Genomic DNA, 19,980 nt, shown 5'->3' on the forward strand with positions numbered 1-19,980 from the left:
ATGGATTTTCAATAAGTTGTTGAAAGAAATTGCTTTTTAAATTAACATATGAAGAAGATATTAAAAATAGTGGGCATTATCCTTGTACTGATTATTGCCCTGTTGGTTTCCATACCCTTTTTTCTGGAAGCTAAAATTGGGGACATCATCAGGAACAATGTAAATAGTTCTGTTAACGCGACCTTGGATTTTTCCGATGCCAAGTTGAGTCTCATCCGTAGTTTTCCAAATGCCGAGGTGAGCCTAAAGGACGTAAGTTTGGTGAACAAGGCCCCTTTTGAGGGCGATACCCTGTTCGCTTCCAAAGAAGTTTCATTGTCCATGGGCGTTATGCAACTGCTGAAATCCAGCGGGGAGCCCATATCCATTTCAAGGTTACAGGTGGACAAGGCGCTTTTACATATAAAGTTGGACGAGGCCGAAAATGCCAATTACGATATTGCCTTGGAGTCCGAAACAACGGGTGCCGAAACTTCACCCGATACCGAAGGTTTTGCCTTCAACATGGAATCCTACGAAATAAACGATTCCAAAATTTTGTACGATGATTTTTTCACCGGCATTCATTTGGAAATCGATGCAATGAACCATAGGGGAACTGGGGACCTTTCCCTGGCAACCTCGGAACTGGATACCCACACGGATGCCCTTGTTTCCTTTGAAATGGACAGCACCAATTATTTGAACAGGAACAAGGTGCAACTGGATGCCCTGATCGGAATCGATTTGAACGAAAACAAATATTCCTTTTTACGGAACGAGGCACTGGTCAATCAACTTCCCTTGGTTTTCGAAGGTTTTGTGAAATTGAACGAGGACAACCAGGAAGTAGATATTAGTTTTAAGACACCGTCGTCCGATTTTAAAAATTTCTTGGCGGTCATTCCTGAAACGTATTCCAAGAATATTGAAAATGTGACGACCACGGGCGACTTTGTGGTGGAGGGCCGCTTTAACGGAATCGTGGACGAGGAGCATATTCCACAATTCAATATCAAGATCAATTCGAACAATGCTTCGTTCAAATACCCGGATTTGCCCAAAACGGTAAAAAATATATTCATCGATGTGGCGATAAACAATACTAGTGGCATTGTAGAGGAAACCTATGTAGATATCAACAGGGCATCTTTTATGATCGATGAAGATCAATTCAATATGACCTCAAAAATTTCCGAATTGATGGGAAATACCAAGGTCAATGCCCACCTGGACGGAAAAATGAACCTGGCCAATTTGGAGAAGGCATACCCCGTGCCTGCTGGACTCAGTTTAAAGGGACTTCTGAATGCCGATATCACCACGGCCTTTGACATGGAAACCATTGAAAGGAAGCAATATGAGAATACGAAAACGGAAGGGCAAATGACCCTTACCGATTTTGAATATAAATCCGAGGAAATTCCCAATCCGGTTGTGCTGAACGCCACATCGGTCGCATTCAACCCAAAGTCGGTTACGTTGCGCGAAATGAAGGGTTCCACGGGGCAAACGGATTTCCGGATTACGGGTACCATCAACAATTTTCTGGGCTATCTGTTCAATAATGAAAATGTGGAGGGCAACTTTGATCTGGTTTCAAACACCTTTGCCCTGAACGATTTTATGGTGGAGGATTCTGGGGAAACATCGGGAGAAACGGCCTCCCAAACTATGCCATCGGAAGAAAGAATCAAAATACCTTCCTTTTTGGATGCCAACTTTAATGCAAGGGCCAATACCGTTATCTATGATAATATTACACTCCGGGACGTTTCCGGAAACCTGAGGATAAAGGACGAAAAAGCGATCTTGAGCAATATGACATCCTCTTTGTTCGATGGTAAGGTCGCCTTTAACGGGGAGGTTTCCACAAAACAGGAAACCCCCACTTTTGCCATGCAGCTGGCTTTGGACCAATTGGAATTGCAAGAAAGCTTTCAGGCATTGGAATTGTTTCAGGCCTTGGCACCAGTGGCAAGAATTCTCAAGGGGAAATTCAGTTCCGATATTTCCCTTTCAGGTAATTTGACCGATGATTTTACGCCGGACCTACTTTCGTTGACCGGTAATATCCTCGCCGATGTAATCACAAGGGAAATCAGTACGGATAAGGCGCCGGTGCTATCCGCGTTGGATACCAAGTTGGATTTTATCGATTTGGAAAAACTGAGCTTGAAGGAATTGAAGACAAAACTATCCTTTGAAAATGGATTGGTCGCGGTAAAACCTTTTAGTATTCGATATCAGGATATAGAAATTAACGTGGACGGAAACCACACTTTTGACCAAAAAATGAATTACAAGGCCACTTTACAGGTTCCATCCAAATATTTGGGCAAGGACATAAATAACCTGATTGCGAGGATAGATGATCGTTCCCTAGATAGCCTAACCATTCCCGTTACGGCCAATATCGGTGGGGTTTACAATAGCCCGGAAATTACAACCGATTTGACATCGGGCATAAAAACATTGACCAACCAATTAATCGAGATAGAAAAGCAAAAATTGGTCAATAAAGGAAAGGACAAGGCCAAGGATTTGATCGGGGATATATTATCCGGCTCAACCAAAAAGGATAGCGCCGGTCAAGATACAAATACGGGGGCCAAGGAAGTATTGAGCGGTATCTTGGGTGGTTCCAAAAAAACGGATTCCACAAATAGTAAGACGGATACGCTTTCTACACCACCTAAAAAGGAGGAAGCCGTGAAGGAAGCCGCCAAGGATGTGTTAAAAGGTCTTTTTGGGAAGAAAAAGACGGAAACGGAGGCTAAAAAGGATTCCGTTAACTAATGCTAAGGCCAATATAGTAGCCCTCACTTCCCCGGATATTGAACACGGTATTGTCCTCAAAAATGAGATACTGACCTTTAATTCCTTTTAGGATTCCTTGATATGTTGGAGTTTTGTCCAGGCTTAGGCTTTTGACCTTCTCCGGAAATTGTAATACGGGGAATTCCAAATTGGTTTCCGTATTGTTTTCAATGAAATAGGGCAGGGCTTCTGGTGGAATGTAGGACCTAAGGGTATTGCGCCACGCTACCAAATCCTGATCTTCGATATCATTGGTAAGCATTTTGCGCCAGTTGGTTTTATCGGATACATGGTCTTTGAGTGCAACCTCCGTAATACCTGCCAAATACCTGTTGGGCACTTCCACGATTTCAATCGCTTCATGCGCCCCTTGATCGATCCATCGTGTGGGAATCTGGGTCTTTCTCGTAACTCCCACTTTTATATTGCTGGAATTCGCCAAATAAACAATGTGGGGCTGCAACTGCACTTTTTTCTCGTATTCCAGATCGCGGTCCTCTTGATTCAAATGCGCGGTGCTTAGTTCGGGTCGCATTATCCAATCGCCCGCAGCGGGAATGTCAAAAAAGCAGGATCTACAAAAGCCTTGGCGATAAATGGGTCGGTCATTACCGCAGTTGAGACATTGGTGTTTAATGAGGTTAATTTGCAATTGGCAGTCCAGTACTTGGTTCATATTCAGAAAGTCCGATTCAAATACCAAATAATACTGGATGGGACTTGCCATTTCCGTCTGCATTTTTTTTAGGACACCTTCGTATTGCATTGTTAACTCTATTAGAACTTCAATTTGAAAATGATGGGGATATACCCTAATTTTAGATGTTAAAGATACCCAAAAATGTCCATTCCACTTTTCAATTCCATCGCCTCTTGGTTACTTAAAAAGCGCTATCACCAGATAGAACTTTTCCTAAAGTATCCAGAGGAGGTACAGGAAGAGGTATTGTTGAACCTGTTGGAATTTGCAGAGGACACTGAAATTGGACGGCATTATGATTTTGGGTCCATAAACAATTATGAGAAATATAAGGAGCGACTTCCAGTGGTATCCTACGAGGAAGTGGAACCCATCATAGAGAGGACCAGAAAAGGGGAACAGAACTTGTTCTGGCCCACTACCGTAAAGCTGTTTGCAAAGAGCAGCGGAACCACCAATGCCAAAAGCAAATTTATACCAGTAAGTTCAGAGGCCTTGGAGGACTGTCATTATAAATCTGGAAAGGACTTGTTATGCCTGTATCTAAACAATAACGAGGATTCACAATTGTTTACAGGCAAGAGTCTACGTTTGGGGGGCAGTAAGGAGTTGTATGAGGACAATGGTTCTTTTTTTGGAGATTTGTCCGCCATCTTGATCGACAATATGCCTCTTTGGGCGGAATTTAGTAGTACCCCAAGCAATAAGGTTTCCTTGATGAGCGAGTGGGAGACCAAGCTTGGTGCCATTATTAAGGAAAGCGTTCAGGAAAATGTGACCAGTTTGGCCGGCGTTCCTTCCTGGATGTTGGTTTTGTTGAACAATGTTTTACAGGAAACGGGCAAGGAACACCTATTTCAGGTTTGGGAGAACCTTGAGGTCTATTTTCATGGGGGTGTAAGTTTTAGCCCGTATAGGGAACAGTATAAGAGTCTCTTGCCGCGAAAGAATTTTCGGTATTATGAGATATACAATGCATCGGAAGGGTTCTTTGCCATTCAGGACCGGAATAATGCTGAAGATCTTTTGTTGATGTTGGATTACGGGATTTTCTACGAGTTCATCCCTATGGATATCTATGGAACTGAACAGCAGGAATGCATTCCATTATGGGAAGTGGAAATTGGTAAGAACTACGCCATCGTGATTACTACCAATTCGGGTTTATGGCGTTATAAGATCGGGGATACCGTACGTTTTACATCCAAGAGCCCCTATAGGATTCGGATAACAGGAAGGACCAAGCATCACATCAATGTTTTTGGCGAGGAACTCATTATTGAAAATGCCGAAGAAGCCCTAAAAATGGTATGTCTAAAAACCAGGACTGAAATAAAGGACTATACCGCAGGACCTATTTTCATGAACGGAAAGAAGAAGGGATCGCACGAATGGATAATCGAGTTTAGAAAGGCACCGGAAGATTTAAATTATTTTACGGAATTACTGGATAACGCTTTAAAGTCCCTGAACTCAGATTACGAGGCGAAGCGCTATAACAACATTACCCTTGAGATACCCAAGGTCCATGTGGCTCGGGAAAACCTGTTTTATGATTGGTTAAAAATCAATGATAAATTGGGAGGACAGCATAAAATTCCAAGGCTAAGTAATAGGAGGGACTATATTGAACAGTTACTACGAATGAGCAGTAGTTAGAAGAAAAATCCAAGTTTCTTATATGACCGGAATTTTTAATTTTTTAATGATTGCTGGTGCCATACAGGGATTCATATTTAACGTAGTGACTTTTATGTCTCGCAGGAAAATTGAAAAACCTGTACTGTTTCTGAACTTATTCGTTCTTTTTCTATCACTCAATAATGTACAGTCATGGTTTCTTGAAAAGTACTTTTTTATCTCAGAATCTGAATGGATACATTATACATTACCATGGTATGTTTTAATCGTTCCCATGTTTTATGCTTTTTTGGTAAACTACCTAAAAATTGAAGATAAGGTCAAATCTTATATAAGATTATCCATATTGCTTTTTTGTATACAGTTATTTGTTCGATTGTTGGTCATTTTTATGGCAAGTAACTCTGTCTGGTCCATACCTACTCTTGTTTTATATAATAACCTGGAGGATTCCGTAACGCTTTTGTACTCTTTATTTCTATTTGTTAAATCGGCTCATATTGTTTTTGGTAACAACCATGATATTTCACCTATTATTGATTTTGATGACCTAAATTGGTTAAAAGGATTCTTTTATCTGGGAATTGGTGTTTTTTTACTATGGTTATTGGCTATTATATTCAATACTACCGAGCTCGTTCAAAAGCCCTATAGTTATTATCCCTTGAGGCTGGCATCTTCAATTTTGATTTACTGGGTAGGTTATCAAGCCTTTTTTAGGTATATGGTTCTAAAAGACAGGATTGTACTTAGAAAAGAAGTGCGTAAGAAGAGTAGTGGCGTAGGTCCAGATTTTGCAGAAACCAATAAGGGGGCATTGACATTTGCGGAAATTGAACATTATATTTTGAATGAACAGGAATATCTGGATCCTTATCTAAGTTTGGAAAGGCTATCTGGTAAAGTTGGGAAGAGTGTGAGTACTGTTTCCAAAATAATGAACACGTATACGGATAGTAATTTCACAGATTATATTAATAGGTATCGGGTAGAAGAGGCGAAGAAACAATTGTCAAATCCCAAATTTTTCAACTACACTATTGCCTCAATTGGATTGGAGTGCGGGTTTAATTCCAAATCAACCTTTTATGTGGCCTTTAAAAAGTTCACAGGTTTGACGCCTACTGAATATCGGTCAAAGATTGGGTCCTAGATTAGTTTGTCCTGTTTTTTCGCAAATGGGGGATTTCGGACATCCGAAATATCAGGTTTTCTAGTTTTGCTGAAACGTTAAATGTTAACTATGAAAACTTGGGTCACCATTTTTTTTGTTTTTGCTTTTACATTGGCTTTAGGGCAGAGCAATTTGGTTTATTTGGAACTGGGAGGAAACGCAGGTGTGGCATCCCTTAATTATGAGCGTAGTTTTCAAAGAGCAAATAATTTAGGTATTAGGGTAGGACTGGGGATTTCTTTTTTTGAATTTGAGGAGGAGATAAGTTCAAATTCTATGTCCGAATGTATAGGATGTGGTGTATTCAGCGGTTTGCCAAAAACTTCTCTTAGCATTCCTTTTTCCATTCAGTATCCTATCAACTTAGGAAATAACAATTATTTGGAAGCTGGTGTTGGCAGTACAGGGCAAATATCGAATAAGTCCATCCTTGTTCAGTATGGCTCCTTGTTTTTTAAAAGGCATTTTGGGGAAAATAGAAAGTGGATATGGAAAGCTGGGCTAACTCCAATTCTAGGGGTAGTGGGTAATAATTTGGATAAAGATTCCGAATCCACCATTTGGTTTGGAGCTTCGTTAGGAAAAAGATTCTAAAGTTGAGAGGAAAACAACTAACAATTTTCAGGACCATCTTAATGTTAATTACTTCAATAACAATTCATTAAGATAGTGAGAAGGCAATTTCAAGTTACTATTAGGTAGTACTAAGAATTGATGGTTAAGAATGGATTTGAAAATGCGTATGTCGAATAATTCGTCCATTAAACAAATAAATTGGAGAATCAATCGTTAATTAAGCAATTTGAGGTCAATGTTCCCAAAATTAATTTACAAAACTACTATTATGGCTGAAAAACTAGTTATTGTCTCGGATATGTGGGGCACCAAAAAGGGCCTTTGGATCACTTCATATTTAGGATATCTACAACAATATTTTGATATCACTTTTTATGATAGCCAACAACTTGCGAATATTGATTTGCCAGTACAGACCGAGCAGAACATCCATGATGCTTTTGTAAATGGAGGTATCGATACCGCGGTAGCCCATCTTCTGAAAAAGGAAACTTCACCTTGCTATTACCTAGCGTTCAGCACAGGAGGTACCATTGTTTGGAATGCCGCAAAAAAAGGTCTACCGGTAAAGTCGCTTTATGCGATTTCCCCAACAAGAATAAGGTTACAGAACGAAAAGCCTTTGGTTTCCCTAAATCTCATATATGGGGAAAGGGATACCAATAGGCCCAATGATATTTGGGCCAACAAGTTAGATGTGTACATGGATACCGTTCCAAATTACGGACACACACTTTATACCGATGAAAAAATAATTAGGAAAGTCTGTTTATCCTTGTTGAACGAAGTCACTTCGATAAACATCCCGGAAAAGATTGAAAAGAAAAAGGCGGTTTAAGAAACCGCCTTTAATTTTTTAACTGTTTCGTAGGACAGTTTTTGTTCTGCATAAGGCTTAGTAACCTTGAACTCCCTTTCGTCCGTACTGGGCATTTCAAACATGGCGTCCGTAAAGATAGCTTCGCAGAGAGATCTCAAACCTCTAGCGCCCAGTTTGTATTCAATCGCTTTGTCCACTATATAATCCAGGGCCTGCTCCGTTATGGTAAACGAGATGTTGTCCATAGCGAACAGTTTTTCATACTGCTTTATAATGGCATTTTTGGGTTCCGTTAATATGGCCCTCAATGTTTTTTTGTCCAGCGGATTCATATGCGTAAGCACGGGAAGCCTACCAATGATTTCCGGAATCAATCCAAATTCCTTAAGATCCTTTGGGATGATGTATTGGAGGATATTGGATTCGTCCAGATTCTCCTCTGCCTTGGAAGCACTGTAACCAACCGCTTGTAGGTTCAAGCGTTTTGTGATGGCCCTTTCAATGCCATCAAAAGCACCTCCGGCGACGAACAAGATATTTTCCGTATTTACCTCGATAAATTTTTGGTCCGGATGTTTCCTTCCACCTTTGGGTGGAACGTTTACGGTAGTACCTTCCAACAATTTCAGCAGTCCTTGTTGAACACCCTCTCCAGATACGTCCCTCGTAATGGAAGGGTTGTCGCTTTTACGGGCAATTTTGTCAATTTCATCGATAAAAACGATGCCACGTTCTGCCTTTTCCAGATTGTAGTCCGCGGCCTGTAACAAGCGGGTCAGAATACTTTCTACATCTTCCCCAACATACCCTGCTTCGGTCAATACCGTAGCATCCACAATGGCCAGGGGAACATTGAGCATTTTTGCAATGGTTTTTGCCATAAGGGTTTTTCCGGTTCCCGTTTGGCCTACCATGATAATATTACTTTTCTGTATCTCTACATCGTCCTCCTTGGAAGCTGGTTGCAATAGTCTTTTGTAGTGATTGTAAACAGCGACCGACATGACCTTTTTTGTGCGTTCCTGACCGATAATGAAGGTGTCCAAAAAGTCCTTTATTTCCTGAGGCTTTTTGAGCGTAAGTTCAGATGATAGGTCGTTGGTTTTGGTTTGTCTTGTTTCCTCTGCAACGATTCCATGGGCCTGCTCGATACATCTATCACAAATATGGGCATCCAGGCCGGCTATCAATAAATTGGTTTCCGGCTTTTTCCTTCCACAAAACGAGCATTCTAAGTTTTCCTTTGCCATATAAAAGATAATCTGACCAAAAACTTAACGAATATTATTGGTTTTTGGTTCACTAAAAAAATAAAATTCTAGCTTGTTGGACGAAATTATTCTTTGTCCCTTACTAAAATCTCGTCAATCATACCATATTCAAGGGCAACATCGGCTTTCATCCAATAATCCCGATCACTGTCCTCATGGATTTTTTCTATGGGCTGACCTGAGTGTTTGGAAATTATTTGGTAGAGTTCCTCCTTCAATTTAAGGATTTCACGAGCGGTAATTTCAATGTCGCTTGCCTGCCCTTGTGCGCCACCCATGGGTTGGTGGATCATAACCCTTGAATGGGACAAACCACTGCGTTTTCCCTTTTGGCCCGCACACAATAATACGGCTCCCATGGAAGCCGCCATCCCTGTACAAATGGTGGCTACGTCCGGCTTTATGAATTGCATGGTGTCATAGATGCCAAGACCGGCATAGACACTGCCGCCGGGCGAATTGATATATATCTGTATGTCCTTGGAGGCGTCCGCACTTTCCAAAAACAATAGTTGTGCTTGAACTATGTTGGCCACTTGGTCATTGATACCTGTTCCCAAAAAGATGATTCTATCCATCATCAAACGGGAGAAAACATCCATGGCAATGGCATTGAGCTGTCTTTCCTCGATTATGTTGGGGGTCATGTTTACAGGGTACATGCTGCTCATTATCTTGTCATAATACATACTGCTGATACCCTGATCCTTTATGGCGTAATTCTTGAACTCTTTTCCGTAATCCATAAACTCTTAATCGATTATTAGTAGTAAAAAAAGGTGCCGAAAAATAATTTTCCGGCACCGTAAAGATACTCAATTTATTGTTCGGATATTACCCGTAAACCTCTTTCACAAAGTTTTCATAGGTAACTTCTTTTGTCTTTAGGTTTCCTTTCTCCTTGTACAAGTTCAATAATTTTTGGCTCATAAGCTGTTCTGACAAACGCTTTACTTCATCCTGATTGCCCAAAACCCTTACTGCAATGGCATCCAATTCTTCCTCCTTTGGGTTCATTTGTCCAAATTGCGCCATTTGAGATTTGATGAATCCCTTCGCAAACTCCTTCAATTCATCAAATTGGACCTGAAGGTTGTTGTCCTTGATTATTTTACCCTCGATCAATTGGTAACGTAATCCCTTTTCGGATTTCTCATATTCCTCGCTGGCCTCCTCAGGGGTCAATTCCTTATCCCCCGTCATTTGTATCCATTTCGTCAAAAACCCTGTAGGAAGCTCAAACTTGGTATTTTCTATAAAGTACTCAGTTACGTCGTTGAGTAACTTTTGATCCGCTTGCTGTTCAAATTGCTTTTCGGAATCCTCGGCGATACGCTCTCTTAGTTCCTTTTCGGACTTCACGTTGTCTTTTCCGAAAAGTTTATCAAAAAGCTCTTGGTTTAATTCCGCGGGCTGCCGTTCGTTTATTTCTGTAATGGTGAAGGAAACCTCTGTGTCAAAATTATCGGCCTTATCCCTACCGATGCCCAAAGCACTGGATAGAAAATAATCCTCTTTAAAGAGTCCCTTGGTCTTCAAGGTAACAGTATCACCAACTTTCTTCCCAACCAAGCTTTCGATGGCTTTTTTGTTTTTGAGCTTGTCCATTTCCAGAAGTGACTGGTTGTCTATGCCCTCGGCCTCGTTTTCGAACTTACCGGAAACCTCGTCATTTTTACCAACTTCCTCTTTGCTCACAAGTTTTCCGTACTGTTTTTGGATACGCTCCACCTGTTCGGAAATCATTTTCTTATCGGCCACGATTTTATAATGGGTTATGGCCTTTTTAGTTTTCAAGGGAACTTCAAAATCCGGGGCCAAACCCAATTCAAACTCAAAATCCAATTCTTCCTGGTCCCAATCAAAATCGTCTTTTTGTTTTGGTAAAGGATTTCCAAGAACATCCAATTTTTCCTCCGTAAGGTATTTGTTCAAATTGTCTTGAAGCAATTTGTTCACCTCGTCTACCAATACGGCTTTTCCATATTGCTTCTTGATAAGGCCCATAGGTACCTGGCCCTTTCTAAAACCCGGAATATTGGCCTGTTTTTTATAATTTTTTAGGATAGTGTCCACCTTGTCTTGATAGTCCTCCTTGGTGATAGCGACTTTAACTACGGCGTTCAGGTCATCTATCTGTTCTTTTGTAATGTTCATTCCTTCAGTATCTTCTTAATTACTTAAATAAAACGGGAGGCAAAATTAGGCTATTTTCTTCTGTTGACCAAGTTTTTAAAGTCTTGAATCTCAAATAATAACTACTCTTTGTCTTCTTTTAACAGGGAAAACAAAATGGATTGTAAAAAAGAAAGCAGAAGACTGAATAAAAGGGCCCACCAGATGCCGTCCACATTGAATCCGGCTATTAAATTATCGGCCAAAAGAATTATCAACGCGTTTATAATAAGTAAGAACAACCCGAACGTAACTATGGTAACGGGTAGGGTAAGGATGACCAAAATGGGTTTGACCAAAAAGTTCAAAAGGCTCAGGACTATGGCAACGATTATGGCAGTACCATACGAATCTACCGATACATGGGGTAGGAAATTGGCCAATAGGATTACCGCCAAGGCACTCAACAAAATACGTAATACAAGTTTCATATCAATCTGGTTTAGGTTCTCCTTAAAGATAAAAAATAATGCGATAGGGTCAGATATCCAAGCATTAGGTGGACTGCCCTATTTTAGAAAGTTATATGATTTTTCAAAGAATTGATCCGGGTTTTCTGCATGCAGCCAATGTCCTGCGTTGTCGATAACCTCAATGTGCGCTTTGGGAAAATGCCTTTTGATTTGTTCCGTATCGGCATTGGAGACGTATTCAGATTTGCTTCCTTTTAGGAAAAGTGTAGGTCCGTTATAATTTTCAGAACTGGAAATGTTCTCCCCGATATCTTCCATCCGATCACTAAGTACGGTCAGGTTCATTCTAAACCCAAAAGTATTGTCCGCCGTTCTGTATAGGTTTTTCAGCAAGAACTGCCGCACACCAAAACTCTTCAAGTATTTTTTAAGTTGGTCGTCCGCATCGCTCCTTGTAGTTATTTTTTTTAAATCCAAATGGTTCAATGCATTAATAATATCCTGATGATGGGGAGGGTAAAACCTGGGCGCAATATCTGCCACCAATAATTTTTGCGTTTTCTCCGGATAGGTACAAGCGAATTGCATCACTGTCTTACCGCCCATAGAATGTCCTATCAGTGAGGTCTTTTCAATGTTTTTATCGTCTAGGTAGTGCAATAGGTCCTCGGCCAAGAGGTCATAGTTGAATTCTTGCGACCAAAAACTTCTACCGTGGTTTCTCTGGTCTATTAAGTGGACCTCAAAACCATTTTCGGCATAGAGATTCCCAAGGGTCTTCCAATTATCGGACATACCCAAAAACCCGTGCAGGATACAAAGTGGTTTGCCGGAACCTAGGATGTTGGAATGTAAAATTGGATTCATTTCAATTTGTTTTTGTACATGTTCACCACGTTTTCCAATCCCAGGTAAATGGATTCGCAGATCAGGGCATGGCCAATGGAAACTTCCAATAAACCGGGAATGTTCTGTCCAAAATATTGAATGTTGTCCAAGCTGAGGTCATGGCCCGCGTTGATGCCAAGTTCCAGTTCGTTCGCCTTTTTTGCGGCTTCCACAAATGGTAAGATGGCTCGCTCCCTATCCGTTGCATAGCCCGTTGCGTAGCTTTCGGTATAAAGTTCTATCCGATCCGTTCCCGTTTCTTTGGCACCTTCTACCATTTTGGGGTCAGGGTCCACGAAGATAGAGGTTCGTATACCTGCATTTTTGAACTCCTTAATCACTTCTTTCAAAAAGGACTTATGTTTTTGGGTATCCCAACCGGCATTGGAAGTTATGGCATCCTCCGCATCGGGTACCAAGGTTACCTGATCCGGTTTTATCGCTAGCACAAGATCTATGAATTTCGGGTTCGGATTTCCTTCTATGTTAAACTCGGTCGTAACGATATCCTTCAAGTCCCTTGCATCCTGGTAACGAATGTGGCGCTCGTCCGGTCTGGGATGGATGGTAATCCCATGGGCGCCGAATCGTTCAATATCCGAAGCAACTTTCAGCAAATTGGGCACATTTCCACCGCGGGCGTTACGCAAGGTGGCAATTTTGTTCACATTGACACTTAGTTTCGTCATATTGTCGATAATATAATATAAGGAGCCCAAAAATACGAATAAGGCACGCCTTTTGATATTATTAATTGTTATTTTGCGTTATAATTTCAGCTATGAATATTCAGCAACATATAATTTCCAACTTACCGGTTTTCGATGTTAAGACTACCTGTGGAGAACTTATGGAGTTCTTTAAGCGAAACACGTTTTCCCATATAGCGGTCATGGAAGAGGACCGTTTCTTAGGTGTGTTTTCAGAGAATGATATGGACGTTGTTTCGGATGATTCCAAGATTGACGAATACCGCTATGATCTGGAAACGTTTTTTGTAAGGAACGAAACGAGCTGGTTGGATGTGCTAGAAGTATTTGCCCGAAACGAGGCGAATCTGGTCCCCATTTTGGACGAGGTGGAAAAAGTGGTGGGCTATTATGACCTTACCGATATCGTCTCCGAATTTATAGATACACCCTTTTTTACGGACCCGGGAAACATATTGGTGGTCGCCACCGGCATCAAGGACTACTCCTTCAGTGAGATTTCCCAGATAGTTGAAAGTAACAATGCCCGACTCATTGGCGGTTTTATCACGGATATGGAAAATGACGTGGTACAGGTAACCATCAAAATAAGCACTGCCAACTTTGACAAGGTCCTACAAACGTTTAGACGCTATAATTACCAAATAATCTTTGGCAATAGCGACGATCAATTTTTGGAAGATTTGAAAAACAGGTCGGACTATTTGGACAAGTACCTAAACGTCTAGTATGAAGGTTGCGGTTTACGGTCAAATATATCAAGACAGTGCCATTGAGTATTTGGAAGAGCTTTTGGACGAAATCGCAAAGGAAGCTTCATCAGAGGTCTACATAGAAGAAGAATTCTACCATTTATACAAATCGAAAAATGCGGAAGCATCCTTTTCCACCTTCACGGCCCTAAAAGGCCTGGACACTTCATTTGATATGTTCGTAAGTTTTGGCGGGGACGGTACCATCCTGCGTGCTACGACCTTTGTAAAGGACCTTGGAATTCCCATTGTTGGTGTCAATACAGGTCGGTTAGGATTTTTGTCCACCTTTAAGAAGGAAGATGTACGAAAAGTGGTTCAGGAATTTTTGAAGGGCGACTACACGATCGTGGAAAGAAGTCTGGTTCAAATACATGCCGATGCTTTGGACGTTGAGTTTGGGGAATTGAATTTTGCATTGAACGAAATTACGGTCAGCAGAAAGGATACCACCTCCATGATTACCGTGGAGACCTATCTGAACAATGAATATTTAACCTCCTATTGGGCGGACGGCCTGATTATTTCCACCCCCACGGGTTCCACAGGTTACTCGCTGAGCTGCGGAGGTCCTGTTATGGTGCCAACCGCAAAATCCTTGGTCTTAACGCCCATTGCTCCACATAACCTCAACGCAAGGCCTTTGGTGATTTCGGACGATACGGAAATTAGATTGCGTGTTTCGGGTCGTGAGGAAAACCACTTGGTTTCCTTGGATTCACGCATAGCCTCCCTTGAAAATGGTCACGAAATTACCATCACCAAGGCACCTTTTGCAATCCGAATGATAGAATACAATTCTGAAAGCTTCCTGAAGACCCTTCGGAATAAATTATTATGGGGCGAGGACCGGAGAAATTGAACTTTCCATTGAACAATATTTACCGTTAAAATCTGTTTACCTTGTGAGAACGCCCTATGGGCCAAAACGTCGATTATGTTAACCGAATACCCCTGTAAACGATTCTTACTATGATACGTAGCCTGGTACTGCTTACTTTTTTAATGGTATCGATGGGTCTTAATGCCCAGATGTACGAAGTGGGTGTTTTTGCCGGAGGGGCCAATATGATCGGGGATGTTGGAAGGACCAATTATATTCTTCCGTCAGATTTGGCATTTGGGGGCGTGTTTAAATGGAATATTAGCAAAAGATATGCTTGGAGAGGCAGTCTTACCTACGGGAAATTCACTGCGGACGATACAAAATCCAGCGATACTTCCAGGCAACAGAGGGGCTATGTGGTAGATAATGCCATTTTAGAAGGTTCCGCGGGGCTGGAATTTAATTTTGTGGATTATAATTTGCACAAGTTAGGGCCGGCTTTTACCCCTTACCTATATACGGGAGTGACCTATTTTAGGTACGATTACAGCTATTTCAACGGTGGGGTTTTACAGGATTTATCACAGTCCGATGGCTCTTTTGCAATACCAATGACCGTAGGTTTTAAGTATCGTATCAACCAGTTTCTTATTTTTGGGGCGGAAATTGGTGCCAGATATACTTTTACGGATAATCTAGATGCCAGTAATCCAAAAGGTTCCAATTTTGAGGAGTTCGCTTTTGGAAATATTTTTAGCGATGATTGGTACGTATTCTCCGGGGTGACCTTGACCTACACCTTTGGAAGAAAACCCTGCCAGGATTGCTTTCAATAAATAACAATGGAAAGTAAAATAGACGATATTGATTCACATAATTTACCACGTCACATGGCCATCATCATGGATGGTAACGGAAGATGGGCCAAAGAGCGGGGAAAACTAAGGGTCTTTGGGCATGAAAACGGAGTTAAAACCGTTCGGTCTACTGTAGAAAACTGCGTAAAGCTAGGGATAGAGTTTCTTACTTTGTACACGTTTTCAACTGAAAATTGGAACAGGCCCAAAATTGAAGTGGATACATTAATGCGCCTATTGGTTTCCTCCCTGCGTAAGGAATTGGCAACTTTTTCAGAAAACAACATTCGTTTGAATACCATCGGGAATATTTTGGCCTTGCCCGATAAAGCCCGTTTGGAACTTTTGGAGGTCATGAAAAAGACGGAACACCATACTGGTATGACGCTGACATTGGCGCTCAGTTATGGTTCTAGGGAAGAGCTGCAATCCGCCATAAAATCGATAGCATCCAAAGTTAAAAATAATATAATTTCGCCCGAAAATATTGACGAAACCATTATTAATGACCATCTTTACACGCGAAATTTGCCAGACGTAGACTTGCTAATCCGAACGAGTGGAGAACATCGGATCAGCAATTTTTTATTATGGCAGATCGCATACGCCGAATTATATTTTATTGATGTATTTTGGCCCGATTTTAACGAGCATCATTTGGTAGAGGCCATAAAAAATTACCAGAACAGAGAACGAAGATTTGGAAAAACTAGCGAACAACTCATTTAGAGATATGACCAGGTTCATATCCGTGAACCACTTAACAGCCCTTTTTTTACTTCTTATTTTTGCGAAAACCACTGCACAGGATGTTTCCTTTGATAGGGATAAAACTTATATTTTAGGCGGTTTGGAGGTGATCGGATTGGAAAGTTACAATGAACAGACCGTAAAGACCTATACGGGACTTCGCGAAGGTCAGCCAATAACCCCTTCAAGTGAACAACTTAGCGATGTGGTAAAAAAATTGTGGGGATTGGAGCTTTTTACATCCATCGATTTTTTCGTTACCAACATCGATGACAACAATATCTTCCTGGAACTACAGATTATAGAGCGTCCCACATTGACGGATGTCACCTTTAATGGCGTCAAACCTCGTAAAGTTGACGAACTCAGAAACGATACGGATCTTAAAAAAGGGAAAAAAATTACCGAGAGTTTGATTTCCAATACAAAGAACTATCTCACCAATAAGTATAAGAAACAGGGCTACCTGAATACCAGGGTCAACATTATTACCGCCGTGGATACGTCCGAAACGAATGCCAGAAAAATGGTGGTAAACGTCAACAAGGGCGATAAGGTAAAAATCAAGGAAATCGTTTTTGAAGGCAACGAGGAGCTCTCCGATAAAAAATTGAGAAAGGCCCTTAAGAATACCAAGCGGAAGCGATTTGGTAGGTTTTGGAAAAAATCAAAGTATATCAAAGATGATTATGAGGAGGATTTGGATTTATTGGTTGATAAATATGCCGAAAATGGATTTCGTGATGCGAGGGTAATTTCCGATACGCTAGAAAAAGTAGATGAGAACAACATCCTTTTAAAAATCAAGGTAGAGGAAGGAAACAAGTATTATTTTGGGGATATCGACTTCGTAGGTAATACCGTATACACCGATCGTCAATTACATCAGGTGTTGGGAATCAAGAAGGGCGCAACCTACAATGGGGTATTGTTACGGGAACGTATTGCGGACAATAGTAAACCGGAACCGTACGATGTAACCAGTTTGTACCAAAATAATGGATACTTGTTCTCCACGATAAATCCGGTAGAGGTTTCGGCAGCGAACGACACCATCAATTTTGAAATTAGGATTATTGAAGGAAAGGAGACCTTTCTGGACCATGTGACCGTATCTGGAAACGATAAGACGAATGATCATGTGATTTACAGGGAATTGCGCACGCGTCCTGGACAAAAATACAATAAGTCGGACATCATTAGAAGTATCCGTGAATTGGGCCAACTGGGCTTTTTTGATGCGGAACAGATAAAACCGGATGTCCTAAATGCCAACCCCAACGAAGGCACCGTCGATTTGGCTTGGAGCTTGGTAGAGTCCGGATCTAGTCAAATTGAATTACAGGGTGGCTACGGTGGAGGAGGTTTCATTGGAACCCTGGGGCTTTCCTTCAACAATTTTTCCATACAAAACCTGTTCAAAGGGGAGGCGTACAAACCAGTGCCCATGGGCGACGGGCAAACCTTTGCCCTGCGTGTACAGGCCAGCCGGACCTTTAGGGTGTATAGCTTGAATTTCGCAGAACCTTGGATGGGCGGTAAGAAGCCAGTAAGGTTCAATTTAAATGTTTCAAGAACGCAGCAATTTGCGGCCCAGTTTACCAATAGGGGAATTGATGTAAATAAAGATCAGCAGTTTTCCATTACTGGGGTAAGCTTAGGATTGGCGAAAAGGGTACAATGGCCAGATGATTTCTTTACCATTTCGCATTCCTTGGGATACCAATTATATGACTTTAGAAACTATAATATTGGCCTGTTCAATTTTGGAAATGGGAAAGCCAATTCCATAGCCTATACTATAGGAATCAATCGGAATGCCATGGAAGGGGGGCGTATATTTCCTAGGGGCGGATCCAATTTTGAAATTACCGCGAAATTTACACCACCGTATTCCCTTTTCAGTAATAAAGATTTTGGAGCTTTGAAACAACGGAGCACAGAACTTACCGAGAAAAGATTTACTACCCAAGAAGGACTTACTGCTGCTGAGACAGCTGAATTGGAAGAAATAGATCAAGAGCGTTTCAGGTTATTGGAGTATTATAAAATCAAATTCAAAGGAGATTGGTATACTACCCTGTTGGGTAGTGCGGACAAATCCTTGGTGTTGCGTACCAATGCGGAATTCGGGTTTTTGGGAAATTACAACAGCGATACGGGAGATGTTCCTTTTGAACGTTTTTTCGTTGGTGGTGACGGTCTCAACAACTTCACATTGGATGGACGGGACATTGTTCAGCTTAGGGGGTACGAAAATCAATCCTTGACTCCGATTGATCCTGTCACAAGGCAACAGGAGGGTGGATTGATCTATAATAAGTTCTCCATGGAGTTACGATATCCGCTTACCTTAAAACCTTCGGCATCCATTTACGGACTTACCTTTTTGGAAGCAGGTAATTCCTTCAACAATTTTCAGCAGTTTAATCCGTTTCAATTAAAACGATCGGCCGGTGTGGGGCTTCGCATCTTTATGCCAGCGTTTGGTTTATTGGGGATTGATTTTGGCTATGGGTTCGATGAGGACTTAAGGCCGCAATCCATAGGCAATGGTCCAAGCGGATGGCAAACGCACTTCATAATTGGTCAGCAGTTCTAAATTTAAATTGGAATTATAGAATCGGTCTTTATGCTAATCCTTTCATTTTAAAAGTTTTAGTAATTTTGGCACGATATTTTCTATTAGATTAAACGATATCAATAATGAAGTCAAAAACAAAAGTTCTTTTATTTCTTGTGACCGTTCTTATGGGTTTGGTTTCCATGGCCCAAAGAGGTGTTCGAATCGCCTATGTGGACATGGAATACATACTTGAAAATGTGGAAGAATACCGTGATGCCAGTGCCCAGTTGGATACCAAAGTCCAAAAATGGAAAGTGGAAATCGAGCAAAAGCAAAGTGTGGTGGAACAGATGAAGAAGGATTTAATGGCCGAAAAGGTATTGCTGACTCCTGAACTCATTGAGGAACGCGAGGAAGAAATCCAGATCTTGGAGAAAGAGATGATCGAATACCAACAAGACCGGTTTGGTCCGCAAGGGGACTTGGTGCTCCAAAAACGCCGGTTGATACAGCCAATCCAAGATCAGGTCTTTAATGAGGTTCAAAAATTGGGTGCCAATAAAAAATATGATTTTATTTTTGATAAATCTGCGGATGTTGTAATGTTGTACTCCGAAAAAAGGCACGATATTAGCGATTTGGTTCTCAGGGGTATTGCAAGGACCAGAAAGATTAGCAAGCCGAAGGAAGGTACGGACAGTAGGAGTAGGTTGGAGGCTTTTGAAGGAGAGGATGAAATAGAGGCGGAAGAGGTGGTTTCGGAAGCTTTACAGGAACGAATAGACAGAGCTGCAGAGGCTCAGGCAGCCCGGGAGAAAACCGCTGCTGAAAAACGTGAGGAGCAGCTTAAATTGCGCGAGGAACGAAAGAAGGCCTATGAGGAACGACGAAAAAAATTGTTAGAGGAAAGAGAGGCCAAGAAAAAGGAAAAAGAAGCAGAAAGAAATAACGATAACTCGGGAAACGATCCCAATAATAACTAGAAATCAGAAACCATTAATTAATACTCAAATAAGAATTAAATTTTAACTCATGAAATGAGCCATAACAAGTCTTGATACG

At 41.3% G+C, this 19,980-nt stretch carries 18 protein-coding genes; 11 read left to right on the forward strand and 7 right to left on the reverse strand.

What is annotated here, in order from left to right; genetic code table 11:
• The first annotated feature begins 48 nt into the window (after positions 1-48).
• A complete protein-coding gene (locus FEK29_RS13935; protein WP_138259053.1) occupies positions 49-2,778 on the forward strand; it encodes an AsmA-like C-terminal region-containing protein in 2,730 nt (909 codons plus the stop codon).
• Here the strand turns inward: FEK29_RS13935 and FEK29_RS13940 are convergent.
• Positions 2,771-3,565 (reverse strand): DUF2797 domain-containing protein, encoded by a 795-nt coding sequence (locus FEK29_RS13940; RefSeq protein ID WP_138259054.1) that lies wholly within the window; start codon positions 3,563-3,565, stop codon positions 2,771-2,773. The two genes, FEK29_RS13935 and FEK29_RS13940, sit on opposite strands and share 8 nt — an antisense overlap.
• Positions 3,566-3,640: 75 nt before the next feature.
• Between FEK29_RS13940 and FEK29_RS13945 the strand changes: the two genes are divergently transcribed.
• The 4 genes from FEK29_RS13945 (at position 3,641) to FEK29_RS13960 (ending at position 7,728) form a co-directional block, all read left to right on the forward strand.
• Complete coding sequence (locus FEK29_RS13945; protein ID WP_138259055.1) at positions 3,641-5,158, forward strand: GH3 auxin-responsive promoter family protein; 1,518 nt, start codon at positions 3,641-3,643, stop codon at positions 5,156-5,158.
• Between the two features lie 373 nt (positions 5,159-5,531).
• Positions 5,532-6,293 carry a helix-turn-helix domain-containing protein gene (locus FEK29_RS13950; RefSeq protein WP_161595365.1) on the forward strand — a complete coding sequence of 254 codons (762 nt, stop codon included), beginning with the start codon at positions 5,532-5,534 and terminating at the stop codon, positions 6,291-6,293.
• A 90-nt stretch (positions 6,294-6,383) separates the two neighbouring features.
• On the forward strand, positions 6,384-6,908 hold the full coding sequence (locus FEK29_RS13955; RefSeq protein ID WP_138259057.1) for a hypothetical protein: 525 nt from the start codon (positions 6,384-6,386) through the stop codon (positions 6,906-6,908).
• A gap of 250 nt (positions 6,909-7,158) precedes the next feature.
• Positions 7,159-7,728, forward strand: a complete 570-nt coding sequence (locus FEK29_RS13960) for a hypothetical protein (protein ID WP_138259058.1) — start codon at positions 7,159-7,161, stop codon at positions 7,726-7,728.
• Here the strand turns inward: FEK29_RS13960 and clpX are convergent.
• From clpX to FEK29_RS13990, 6 genes are all read right to left on the reverse strand, one after another.
• The gene (clpX, locus tag FEK29_RS13965; protein WP_138259059.1) at positions 7,725-8,960 is read right to left on the reverse strand and encodes an ATP-dependent Clp protease ATP-binding subunit ClpX; all 1,236 of its coding nucleotides are present in this window, start codon (positions 8,958-8,960) and stop codon (positions 7,725-7,727) included. The genes FEK29_RS13960 and clpX overlap by 4 nt on opposite strands.
• Positions 8,961-9,046: 86 nt before the next feature.
• On the reverse strand, positions 9,047-9,727 hold the full coding sequence (gene clpP, locus FEK29_RS13970; RefSeq protein WP_138259060.1) for an ATP-dependent Clp endopeptidase proteolytic subunit ClpP: 681 nt from the start codon (positions 9,725-9,727) through the stop codon (positions 9,047-9,049).
• An 88-nt stretch (positions 9,728-9,815) separates the two neighbouring features.
• Positions 9,816-11,138, reverse strand: a complete 1,323-nt coding sequence (tig, locus tag FEK29_RS13975; protein WP_138259061.1) for a trigger factor — start codon at positions 11,136-11,138, stop codon at positions 9,816-9,818.
• 101 nt (positions 11,139-11,239) lie between these two features.
• Positions 11,240-11,587 carry a phage holin family protein gene (locus FEK29_RS13980; protein ID WP_138259062.1) on the reverse strand — a complete coding sequence of 116 codons (348 nt, stop codon included), beginning with the start codon at positions 11,585-11,587 and terminating at the stop codon, positions 11,240-11,242.
• A gap of 78 nt (positions 11,588-11,665) precedes the next feature.
• A complete protein-coding gene (locus tag FEK29_RS13985; RefSeq protein ID WP_138259063.1) occupies positions 11,666-12,436 on the reverse strand; it encodes an alpha/beta fold hydrolase in 771 nt (256 codons plus the stop codon).
• Entirely contained in the window at positions 12,433-13,146 is a 714-nt protein-coding gene (locus tag FEK29_RS13990; RefSeq protein ID WP_138259064.1) for a pyridoxine 5'-phosphate synthase, read from the reverse strand. The genes FEK29_RS13985 and FEK29_RS13990 overlap by 4 nt, the downstream gene beginning before the upstream one ends.
• A gap of 92 nt (positions 13,147-13,238) precedes the next feature.
• Here FEK29_RS13990 and FEK29_RS13995 point away from each other — a divergent pair, with 92 nt between their 5' ends.
• From FEK29_RS13995 to FEK29_RS14020, 6 genes are all read left to right on the forward strand, one after another.
• Positions 13,239-13,895, forward strand: a complete 657-nt coding sequence (locus FEK29_RS13995; protein WP_138259065.1) for a CBS domain-containing protein — start codon at positions 13,239-13,241, stop codon at positions 13,893-13,895.
• Position 13,896: 1 nt separating this feature from the next.
• Positions 13,897-14,781 (forward strand): NAD kinase, encoded by an 885-nt coding sequence (locus FEK29_RS14000; protein ID WP_138259066.1) that lies wholly within the window; start codon positions 13,897-13,899, stop codon positions 14,779-14,781.
• 110 nt (positions 14,782-14,891) lie between these two features.
• Positions 14,892-15,581 carry a type IX secretion system protein PorG gene (porG, locus tag FEK29_RS14005; protein ID WP_138259067.1) on the forward strand — a complete coding sequence of 230 codons (690 nt, stop codon included), beginning with the start codon at positions 14,892-14,894 and terminating at the stop codon, positions 15,579-15,581.
• Positions 15,582-15,587: 6 nt separating this feature from the next.
• On the forward strand, positions 15,588-16,331 hold the full coding sequence (locus tag FEK29_RS14010) for an isoprenyl transferase (RefSeq protein WP_138259068.1): 744 nt from the start codon (positions 15,588-15,590) through the stop codon (positions 16,329-16,331).
• A 4-nt stretch (positions 16,332-16,335) separates the two neighbouring features.
• Positions 16,336-18,954, forward strand: coding sequence for an outer membrane protein assembly factor BamA (gene bamA, locus FEK29_RS14015; protein ID WP_138259069.1), 2,619 nt, complete (start codon positions 16,336-16,338; stop codon positions 18,952-18,954).
• Positions 18,955-19,058: 104 nt separating this feature from the next.
• A complete protein-coding gene (locus FEK29_RS14020; protein ID WP_138259070.1) occupies positions 19,059-19,901 on the forward strand; it encodes an OmpH family outer membrane protein in 843 nt (280 codons plus the stop codon).
• Positions 19,902-19,980 lie beyond the last annotated feature (79 nt).

Source organism: Maribacter aurantiacus (assembly GCF_005780245.1).
In the GTDB taxonomy this organism is placed as follows: domain Bacteria; phylum Bacteroidota; class Bacteroidia; order Flavobacteriales; family Flavobacteriaceae; genus Maribacter; species Maribacter flavus.